At 41.7% G+C, this 10376-nt stretch carries 11 protein-coding genes; 8 read left to right on the forward strand and 3 right to left on the reverse strand.

Features of this window, described 5'->3' with window-relative positions; translation table 11 throughout:
- Positions 1-18: 18 nt before the first annotated feature.
- Positions 19-381 carry a ribosome silencing factor gene (rsfS, locus tag IEW82_RS11050; protein ID WP_229672532.1) on the forward strand — a complete coding sequence of 121 codons (363 nt, stop codon included), beginning with the start codon at positions 19-21 and terminating at the stop codon, positions 379-381.
- Positions 374-1123, forward strand: coding sequence for a class I SAM-dependent DNA methyltransferase (locus tag IEW82_RS11055; protein WP_188693787.1), 750 nt, complete (start codon positions 374-376; stop codon positions 1121-1123). Before rsfS ends, IEW82_RS11055 begins: the two co-directional genes overlap by 8 nt.
- Before the next feature lie 581 nt (positions 1124-1704).
- On the opposite strand, the gene comER is transcribed toward IEW82_RS11055, so the two are convergent.
- Positions 1705-2544: a late competence protein ComER gene (comER, locus tag IEW82_RS11060; RefSeq protein WP_188693791.1), complete on the reverse strand. Its 840-nt coding sequence runs from the start codon at positions 2542-2544 to the stop codon at positions 1705-1707.
- Between the two features lie 126 nt (positions 2545-2670).
- Between comER and IEW82_RS11065 the strand changes: the two genes are divergently transcribed.
- From IEW82_RS11065 to IEW82_RS11075, 3 genes are all read left to right on the forward strand, one after another.
- The gene (locus tag IEW82_RS11065; protein WP_188693796.1) at positions 2671-3333 is read left to right on the forward strand and encodes a helix-hairpin-helix domain-containing protein; all 663 of its coding nucleotides are present in this window, start codon (positions 2671-2673) and stop codon (positions 3331-3333) included.
- An 88-nt stretch (positions 3334-3421) separates the two neighbouring features.
- Positions 3422-3985: a ComE operon protein 2 gene (locus IEW82_RS11070; protein ID WP_188693799.1), complete on the forward strand. Its 564-nt coding sequence runs from the start codon at positions 3422-3424 to the stop codon at positions 3983-3985.
- Positions 3951-6287 (forward strand): DNA internalization-related competence protein ComEC/Rec2, encoded by a 2337-nt coding sequence (locus IEW82_RS11075; RefSeq protein WP_188693802.1) that lies wholly within the window; start codon positions 3951-3953, stop codon positions 6285-6287. Before IEW82_RS11070 ends, IEW82_RS11075 begins: the two co-directional genes overlap by 35 nt.
- Positions 6288-6338: 51 nt before the next feature.
- Here the strand turns inward: IEW82_RS11075 and IEW82_RS11080 are convergent, their stop codons facing one another.
- Positions 6339-6473, reverse strand: coding sequence for a YqzM family protein (locus IEW82_RS11080; RefSeq protein ID WP_188693805.1), 135 nt, complete (start codon positions 6471-6473; stop codon positions 6339-6341).
- A 381-nt stretch (positions 6474-6854) separates the two neighbouring features.
- Here IEW82_RS11080 and holA point away from each other — a divergent pair, with 381 nt between their 5' ends.
- Positions 6855-7862: a DNA polymerase III subunit delta gene (gene holA / locus IEW82_RS11085; RefSeq protein WP_188693809.1), complete on the forward strand. Its 1008-nt coding sequence runs from the start codon at positions 6855-6857 to the stop codon at positions 7860-7862.
- Positions 7863-7948: 86 nt separating this feature from the next.
- Here the strand turns inward: holA and rpsT are convergent, their stop codons facing one another.
- Positions 7949-8215 carry a 30S ribosomal protein S20 gene (rpsT, locus tag IEW82_RS11090; RefSeq protein ID WP_188693812.1) on the reverse strand — a complete coding sequence of 89 codons (267 nt, stop codon included), beginning with the start codon at positions 8213-8215 and terminating at the stop codon, positions 7949-7951.
- Between the two features lie 216 nt (positions 8216-8431).
- Here rpsT and gpr point away from each other — a divergent pair, with 216 nt between their 5' ends.
- Entirely contained in the window at positions 8432-9550 is a 1119-nt protein-coding gene (gene gpr, locus IEW82_RS11095) for a GPR endopeptidase (protein ID WP_188693815.1), read from the forward strand.
- Positions 9551-9669: 119 nt separating this feature from the next.
- Positions 9670-10119, forward strand: coding sequence for a DUF3679 domain-containing protein (locus IEW82_RS11100; protein WP_188693819.1), 450 nt, complete (start codon positions 9670-9672; stop codon positions 10117-10119).
- The last annotated feature ends 257 nt before the right edge of the window (positions 10120-10376 follow it).

Genomic DNA, 10376 nt, shown 5'->3' on the forward strand with positions numbered 1-10376 from the left:
CAAGAAGGAGGACAAATGATGAATGGCAAACAGTTGGCTGATTTTGTAGCTAAAGTGGCAGATGATAAGCGAGCAGAAGATATAGTGACCTTAGACATGAGAGGGATTTCTACGATGAGTGATTTCTTTGTCATTTGTCACGGGAATTCAGATCGGCAGGTTCAGTCCATTGCAAGGGATATAAAAGATCAGGCCTACAAGAATGGCATTGCAGTCCGGCGTATGGAAGGTTTTGACAATGCCCGTTGGATTTTAATCGACCTAGGTGATGTGATTGCCCACGTCTTCCACCGTGAAGATCGTGATTATTACAAGCTGGAAAAGCTTTGGGGTGACGCACCTCGAGAGGTGTTCGAGGGAGAGTCGAATATTAATGTCTGAAGCTTATCAACAACTGGCTTTTCTTTATGATCATCTCATGTCAGAGGCACCTTATGACAAGTGGGCGACATTTCTTAAAGAGCACACAGTAACACAAGCAGGAAAACACCTCTTAGACATGGGGTGTGGGACAGGGACGTTATCTGTTGCATTCAAGAAGATGGGTTTTAATGTTGCTGGCGTGGATTTATCCGAGGATATGCTTACTGTTGCTCAAAATAAGGCCATTGAACAAGGGGTGAATCTACCGCTTTATCAACAGAATATAAAGCAGCTAGACCTGCCCGAACGCTTTGATGTCATCACTGCGTTTTGTGATACGGTGAATTATTTAGAGGGACTGGAAGCTGTGAAGGACTGTTTTCAATCGGTTTCCCATCATTTAAAAAAAGAAGGTCTTTTTTTATTTGATGTTCATTCCGTACGGAAGATAGATGATATCTTTGCCAATAATACATTTAGTTCTATAGAAGAAGAAGTTGCCTATATTTGGGAATGTTTTCAAGGCGAAGCCGCCCATAGTGTTTATCATGAGCTTAGTTTTTTTGTGAAAGAGGCAAATGGCTTGTATCAACGCTATGATGAATCCCATTATCAAAGAACGTATCCACTCGACGTTTATATTCAGGAATTGGAAAAGGCGGGTTTTAAAGTGCACTCGATCATCGGTGACTTTGATCCGGATAGCCCACTGGATCAGGCGGAACGGTGGTTATTTTCGGCAAAAAAGGTGAATGCCTAATTTTTTATACTATCAGAATGTATAACTTCGCTGACGCTCATAAAGGAAGAGAGTATAAGTGTAACTTTGACTTTCGCCATTAAAGTTTGGCGACAACCTAAGTGTATGATTTGCAAAAATTACATTAGGAGTACCAGCGAAGTGGTGCGAGCCAAGTTTTCTAATTGTAGATGAGAAGGACCCCATGGGAAATGAGGTTTATTATTTCCACATGGGATCTTTTTTTAAAGATCAGAAAGTATAAAATTTCTGATCATGGGGACGGTGCGCGATGCCGCTCTGGGTAGCCCGCTTTATGAGGGGATTGGTCATCTCCTCGCGCTGCTAAGGCCCACTTCCCGCAGGACTCTAGTATCCGCATCATGAGTCAGCGGCTCTCGAGGAACACACGATTTTAGAGTGTTCCGAATCTCGCACCTTGTGCTCCCACCCATTTGACCAGGCAATGAAGCCTATTTCACGGGACGCTTTTCGCTTGGGTTTTCGTAAGGAGGTTTAGGTTAAAAGAACTTTAGAAATTTAGAAGGAATGGCCATTTTTTTGTCGAATAGAGTATATAAGCGTCAATTGTCGCCAGCTACTCAGTTAAGTTTTGTATTAACGGATGGAAAGTGTGGATCGATCAACGCGTGATCCTCCTTGAATTTTTGCTCGGTGGCTTCATAAAGCGCGGTAAATCTTCCGCCAATTTGCTTTTCTAAGACATCAAGTCCGACTCCTGTCACCCCTCCTTTAACACGTACCTTTTCCTTCAATGTCTCGAATGAATAAATATCTTTCTCTAAAAGCTTTCCAAATCCAATGGCCATTTCCGTCATAAGCTGTGTGGCCTGATCTCTAGAAATCGATGTTGTTTCAACAGCAGCAGTGATCATTTCTTCTAATATATAACTTAGAAAAGCGGGACCGCAGCTGGAAATGTCTGAGGCAACACGTGTGATGCTCTCATCGATCAGAACTGGAGAAGAGATCTCTTCAAAAAGTGACAATAGCTGCTCCTTGTCTTCATGGGACAACCGTCGGCTAAAACTGAATAAGCTTGCTCCGGCGAGCGCGCGATTTGTAATGCTTGGAATGATACGAGCGACCTTGCAATCCACCGCAGCCTCTAACTGGTTTACCGATACCGGACTTGTAATTGAGACGAGAATATGCCTTGGAGATAATAAGTCTTTGATGGTTTCTAATAGCGAACTGATTTGTGCAGGTTTTACACAAATGAAAATGATATCTGAATTTTGGGTTAATTCGCGAGCGCTATCAACGACTTGAAGTGAAGGATGCGTGGCTTTAAGCGGTTCTGTTTTAGAAATAGTGCGATTTGTAATGAAAAGTTGTGATGGTTCAATGGCTGAGGCTTCAATAAGTGACTCGATGATAATTGTTCCCATATTTCCCGTCCCGATAACACCTACCTTCATCCCAATCCCCCTTATCGATAGAATAAGTCTTTCGCATTCTATCCTATTCCAATAAATTCGTAATCATAATGACCTTAATACCATATGAGTTAAAGTCCCAAAATATGAGTTAAAACGAGGTGGCTTATGTATAAAGTCAAATGGATGTATAGTGCGATAGCGGTTTTGGTTGCCTGTGTTGGCGTTTTTTTTCTATGGAAGCATAGTCACCAGCCAGCAAATCAATCCAATTGGAATGCCCTTGCTCAATCTTCTGAGCAAAAGAGAGATCCAACAACGAACCAGTCGAAAGATCAGTCAGAACAAAAAAGTGAGAACCATACCGACTCTGAAGCACCTAAAAGCATCATGGTTGATATCGAAGGGGAGGTGAAAAAGCCTGGAGTGTTTACTTTATCTTCAGAAGCACGAATTATTGATGTGGTTAAACAAGCCGGCGGACTCAAAGCAGATGCCGATAAAAAGCGAATCAATCTCGCCAAAAGAGTAACCGATGAAATGTTGATTTATATACCGCGGCAGGGGGAAGAGGATGGTACTGTGTCAACAGCGAATGCTGATCCCTCAGAAGAGACTTCGGGAGCTACAGGGCAGGAAAAAATTAATATCAATACGGCGGATCTGACAAAGCTGGAAGGGATACCCGGGATTGGTGCAACGAAGGCGCAGGCCATCATAGATTATCGGTCAAAAAGCGGCCCCTTTAAAAGTGTTGACGATTTATTAAATGTGACGGGAATTGGAGAGAAGTCATTAGAGAAGATGAAGGCTGTTGTGACAGTCGGTTAGATAATGGAGGTAATTAAGGCTGGACATTGAAGTTGACGGATAAACTGAGGGACCGATACAATAAAGTTATGATAAAGGAGGACAATCAATGAGACTATCCTGGGACCAATTTTTTATGGCACAAAGCCATTTAATTGCAAATAGAAGCACGTGTACACGCCTTGCTGTGGGAGCGACGATCGTTCGAGACCGTCGGATTATTGCAGCGGGATATAACGGATCAATATCTGGAGGGGTTCATTGCTCTGATGAGGGCTGTTATGTCATTGATGGCCATTGTGTCCGAACGATTCACGCTGAAATGAATGCCATTCTCCAATGTGCTAAGTTCGGTGTCCCCACTCAGGGTTCAGAAATCTATGTGACGCATTTTCCCTGTCTGCAATGCTGTAAAGCGATTATTCAATCGGGAGTAACCAAAGTGTATTATGCCAATGATTATAAAAACCATCCCTATGCTATAGAATTGTTTGAAAGTGCTAAGGTGGAAACCATTCATGTCCCTTATGAAAATCCTTTAGATGATCTGTATGCACAAGATAAGCTGTCATTCATCGCCGAACTCTTAAGTGAACTCGAAGCAAAGCAAGTCGACCAAGATCAATTAAAGGCGCATTATGAACGCGCTCAAGAGCTCTTTACAAAAAGATAATCCTTTTGAACGTTTCTATCTGCTTATCCCTGCGGCGATCATTGGTATTCTTTTAAAAGATCACGGATTTTCCGTAGCGCTAATGGTGATCTCACTTGTCTATCTCTGTTACCTTTTATTGAGACGACCGATGTATGGGTGTATTGCCATAATTATATGTAGCCTTTATTGGTGTGATGCTTCTTTTCTTGATCACCCGACCTATTTAAAAGCGGGAACGCAGTTTGTGACAGGCAAGCTCACTGACTTACCTGTCATAGACGGTGATCAGCTGACCTCTCGCCTTACACTTGAAAAACCTCGTGAGACCATCCGCCTCTCCTATACAATAAAATCCAAAGAAGAAAAGCAGCAGCTTGTCAGTGATCTGCGATTAGGGATGTCTTGTACATTCAAGGGGGAGCTGTCTCCACCAAAGGCCCCTTCAAATTTCTATGCTTTTGATTATAAAACCTATCTACAGCATCAAGGTATCCGGTGGCAGCTTAAAGCTGGGGCGCTGGTCGGCTGTAATGAGGATGCTTTAACCGGGTTGGATCGGTTAAAGAGAATCCGTCAAGCGGGTATTGATTATGTGAATCACTGGTTTCCGTCTCCGCTGAATGGCATGATGGATGCCTTGATCTTTGGTGAAGAAAATGAGATTTCCCCTGATGTGATGGATGCCTATCAAAATCTTGGATTAATTCATTTGCTGGCTGTTTCTGGTCTTCATGTGAGTCTGATTGTTGGCGTTCTTTATTTTTTGCTCTTAAGATTAGGGGTAATTAAAGAGCAGGCACGAGCGATCCTCTTATTTTTCATTCTACCGTTTTATGCATTGATCACTGGCTTTACCCCTTCTGTGATGAGAGCAGTGGTCATGACTGCTTGCTTACTGCTTGCCTCAACACTGAATATACAGCGTTCGCCGATTGTTGCTTTGAGTTTAGCGGCTTTTATCAATCTAGCCATTGCGCCGAGCAGTCTTTATGCTATTGGATTTCAGTTGTCTTATCTTATTGTCTTTGCGTTAATTGTTTCCTCAGAAACCCTTCAGCGTTATCCTTCTTTCGTACTCAAACTTTTTATGACCACAGGTTTATCTCAGATCGTGGCTTTACCTATTATCCTTTATAATTTTTATAGCATATCCTTATTCAGCTTCGTACTTAATCTGATCTTTATCCCTTTCATTTCTCTTATCGTTCTCCCATTTGCTTTAACGGCGCTAAGTTTATCCTTTTTTTGCTTTCCTTTGATCACACCGTTTGTGCATATAATGAATCAATTATTGCGCATAGCCCATGAAGGACTTGTTGATCTCAATCATCTTCCAAGCTTTTCTTTAGTGATCGGAAAACCAACAGCACTTATCCTTGGGATGCTCTGCTTGGCAATTTTTGGCGTCCTGTGGATTTGGCAACGGGCGCATCATTGGATAGGCTTATGGCTCCCTGTGGCCTTTATTTGTGGTATTGTCGGCATCCATAATGTGTCAGCCTATGCCTCCCCTTATGGTTCGGTGACATTTCTTGATGTCGGTCAGGGTGATGCCTGTTTGATCCTGTTACCCCATCATCAAGGCGCCTATCTTCTTGATACGGGAGGCACCCTGAGCTATCCTGAAAAGGATTGGCAAAAGCCGCAGAGAGCCTTTAATATTGGGCGCGATGTTGTACTTAATGAACTTAAAGGATATGGCATTCAAGCATTGGATGGCCTTATTCTTACGCATCGTGATTATGATCATGTTCAGGGATTGTCAGGACTGCTTCATAATATCACGATCAAACGGCTTATAATAAGCAAGGTATTTCAGCCTAATGAGCAGGAAATGGAATGGTTTGGTGAGCTTCAGAAGACAGGTACACAACTTGTCCGACTTTCAAAGGGCGATATTTGGAAGGTGGGGAAGACGCAATTCCATGTGCTATGGCCAGAACGGCCGTCAAGACAAGCGAATAATCAATCATTAGTGATCAGAGCGAAGCTTGGGCCTTTAAAATGGCTATTTACAGGTGATATTGAGAAGGAAGTTGAGGACAGTCTAGTGAGAGAGAATCCGACTATGGAAGCAGACATATTGAAAGTAGCCCATCACGGCAGTAAGACATCATCCTCTGCGCATTTTTTAAATGCGGTACATCCTGAGTTAGCTATTATTTCAGTGGGTGAACATAATCCTTTTGGACATCCAAATTCAGAGGTTCTTACCAGATTGAGTAACCGGCAGATCAAGCTGCTGCGCACTGACAAAAACGGAGCTGTCCGCATTATCTTTACGAATAAAGCAATCATTAATGTTGAGACAGTAAAGTGATCTCAAAATAAAAACTCGCCAGAGGCGAGTTTTTGGCATGCACTTGATTTGTCAGCTCATGACTTCCTTAATAACAATACCGATGATAAAGATGACAAAGAAGAAAAGGAATGAATAGGTAAAGCCATTCATGGCATCGATAAAATCGTTACCTTTATCTTGAACGTCTTTTTCGAATTCGTTCATTAAAATTCCTCCCTTATGTAATCGTTTCATTTTTGCTATTTTCAGTATAAAACAAATGCAAAATAAAATCTACATTTCCATTATTTCATAGCGATTACTAAGTGTTGTCACCCATAGTTTTGTCCTGCATAGGATACCATAATGAATATAAAGAAACATCGCCACTGATTACTGTCCTAGGGTGTAACCAGTGACGTTCACATAAATTGGAGTCCTAATGGATCGAGCGTGACCTTGATCTGTTAGGGCTTCACTTTTTAATGCAAAGAATGATATAGAGCCATTGCGACATGCGGGTGAGTCTTGAATTTTATATTTCAATAAACACCTTGTCTGAGCCTGTATTTTACGTTACATTTAAACAGAAGAGAGGTTTTGGCATTGACGGATTTAAAGATCACGACGCCTTTAGCACCTGTTTATGTATTATATGGAACTGAGGCTTATTTACTGCAAACCTTGCGTCAGCAGATCATCCAATTCGCGTTAGCTCGTGATGAACAAGCCTTTGATATGTCTACATATAACATGGAGGAACAACCTGTAGAGCTGGCTGTAGAGGATGCTAATACCTTGCCCTTTATGAGCGAGAAACGAGTTGTTCTTTTAGACAACTGCTTTTTTTTGACAGGAGATACGAAGAAGCGCAAGGTGGAACATCATCTTGAACAGCTCGCAGACTATGTTGCTTCCCCATCTCCAGATACGGTCATGATTCTTATAGCGCCTTATGAAAAACTTGATAAACGCAAAAAATTGGTAAAAAGTTTAGAAAAAGAAGCCAAAGTTTTTGAATTGAATACATTGACTGATCAAATGCTTTATCAAATTTTATCCGATGAAGCACAACAGCACAGTGTTGAATATACTAAAGCTGCTCATAACCGTCTTTTAGCAGTGAGCGGGACCAACACGTCCATTTTAGTGAACGAAGTCAAAAAGCTGTCTCTTTATGCTGAGGGGAGGCAGGCTATAGATGAACGGCTCGTCGAACAATTAGCTAGCCGCACGCTGGAAAGCGATGTGTTTGCTATGGTAGATCGTATTATGCATCGGGATGCGCAAGGGGCTTTTCGAATTTTATCTGATTTGTTTCAGCAGAAAGAAGAACCGGTCAAATTATTGGCCCTGATTATGCGGCAATTTCGCATCACTTTTCAAACGGATCTCTATCAAAAGCAGGGATTTATGCAAAAACAGATTGCCTCACGATTAAAGCTTCATCCTTATGCGATAAAAATTGCAGGCGAACAGACCAAGCAATATGGAGAGCAAGCCTTAAAAAAGGCGCTTATTCTATGTTCTGATACTGATGTTGCCATCAAAACAGGACAGATTGATAAAATGGTGGGATTGCAATTATTGATCCAGAAGCTTGTTTCTTTGTAGCTGTTTCTGATTGAATTTAAAGAAGCAAAACAATGCGAGCTATTCTCTGTTAACGCTAATAAAAAAACCTCCAAACGGAGGTTTTTTTATGCTGTGATTTCGTTTAATTTTTGGCTTAAACGAGATTTTTCACGAGCTGCTTTGTTTTTATGAATGAGGCCTTTACCTACCGCTTTGTCAATTTTTTGAGTAGCTGACAAGAAAGCAGATTTTGCTCCTTCAACGTCCTTTTCTTCAACTTTCACATTGAAAGTTTTGATAGAAGAACGCATAGCAGATTTAATTGCGTGGTTTTGTTCGCGATTGGCTTCACTTTTATGCACACGTTTAATAGCTGATTGGATGTTTGGCATGCTTTCACCCCCTTAAAGCTGTTTCCGATAATCCTCGAAATAAAGCTGGGTTAACAATTTATTAAGTCAAGCTTATCATTTGAGGCGTTATTCAACAGATTGTATTTTATCAGAGCAAGCGTCTAAATGCAACAAGACGTCCTTGTTAATATTACATGAAAAGCAAAAAGATAGGGTAACTTAAAAGAAACGAGTGTAGAAAGGGGTTGTGAATATATGCATGAAAATATAGACCGTGAAGAGCTTGACTTACAGCAATATAAGGTGCGCACAGACCTAGCGCTTGAGGCTCGAGAACTATTGCATGAAAAGGAAGAGGAGCAAGCTTATAATCGCGGGATTGAGATAAAGGAAGAAGATATTGAAGGCATAAAATTAACGAGAATGGCGATTGATCAGCAGGCTGCTGATCGGCTTGGAAAGAAGCCGGGCCGTTATCTTACCTTTGAAGTTCAGGGCATACGCAAGCAGGATACCGAGTTGCAAAAGGTGGTTGAACGGGTGTTTGCAACAACCATTGCTGAGTTCATTAAAGAACACGCTATCCCCGACGATGCTTCTTGTCTCGTTGTTGGACTTGGGAACTGGAATGTGACACCAGATGCATTGGGCCCTTCTGCAGTAGAGAATATCATGGTTACCAAGCATCTTTTTGAATTGCAGCCTTATCGTGTAGAGGGAGGTTATCGGCCTGTTAGTGCAATTTCTCCAGGCGTTATGGGGATTACTGGGATTGAAACGAGCGATATCATTCTTGGCGTCATTGAAAAGTCGAAGCCTGACTTTGTTATTGCCATCGATGCTTTAGCTTCCCGTTCCATTGAACGTGTCAATACAACCATTCAAGTTTCTGATACCGGGATCCATCCAGGCTCAGGTGTGGGCAATAATCGGAAGGAATTAAGCATGGATACTTTAGGGATTCCGGTGTTTGCTATAGGTATACCGACGGTGGTGGATGCGGTGACGATAACAAGTGATACCCTTGATTTTATTTTGAAGCATTTCGGTCGTGAGTTACGAGAGAAGGATAAACCCTCCAAAGCTTTGGCGCCATCGGGAATGAATTTTGGTGAGCGCATCACCTATACGGATGCCGATTTACCTCCAGAAGAACAACGGCAGTCTTTCTTGGGGCTCATTGGCAACCTTTCCGATACTGAGAAGCAACAATTGATTCGCGAGGTACTCGGACCGACGGGGCATAATATGATGGTGACCCCAAAGGAAGTCGATACCTTTATAGACGATATGGCCAATGTGATTGCTGGAGGACTTAATGCGGCTTTGCATAAAAATGTTGATCAGGATAACTTGGGTGCTTACACCCATTAAAGGTATAAAAAATTTAAATCAGTCAATACTCTTGAAAAATAAGTGAATGAGGCATAAAACGAATGGCATGCACATAGAGTCTAATGTGGACAAGCTGATTGAGGGAGGCGTTAGAACAAATGAAGACATTCCTGTTAAAAACATTACTTGTGATGTGTTTACTCGTGTGTGCGCTCCTCTATGGCATGAACATGGCTAAAGATAATATGATGCAAATGAAAGGCATTCAATCGTCGTCGGCTACTAAGTCGTCTGTTTTGGATTTCAATATTCCAAAGCTGTCTCATCCAGCGAATAAGTCCACTCAACCTACAGAAGAAAGTTCACTCAAACCAATGAATGATGAAAAAGCAATGGCAAAGGCTCCAAAAGCAGAAAAAACGGAAGCCAAGAAAACAGCAGGCGATCCGAGTATAGAGGACCGAATTGATCATTTAAATGCTATAGATACCTTTAATCCGTTTTCTACTCTAGGAGACAAGGTAGGAAGTGGCGTCTCTGCTGTTTTCTCCAAAGGGATGGAGGCAACGACAACGCTTTTAGGAGGGCTTGTCAAATCTGTTTTATAAGCAAATCATAACGCACGACAGGTGCTGAAGAATTTCTAATGGTGCTCTAACCTGCTTTAATATATCATTTAAAGCTTGCCAATCGGTAAGCTTTCTTCGTGTTTCTAAGGAAACAGCTTTCCACAGGTTTTTCTATAATTTATAAGCACATGAAGGTATGTGTAAAATAGTTCTCGGTGGTATTTCTACAAAATCCTAGCCAAAAAAGAAGAGGCACTCTATCATAAATGTATGCCTACCAGAGCAAATACATCGTA

It is taken from the genome of Pullulanibacillus camelliae (genome assembly GCF_014642655.1).
Lineage (GTDB): Bacteria > Bacillota > Bacilli > Bacillales > Sporolactobacillaceae > Pullulanibacillus > Pullulanibacillus camelliae.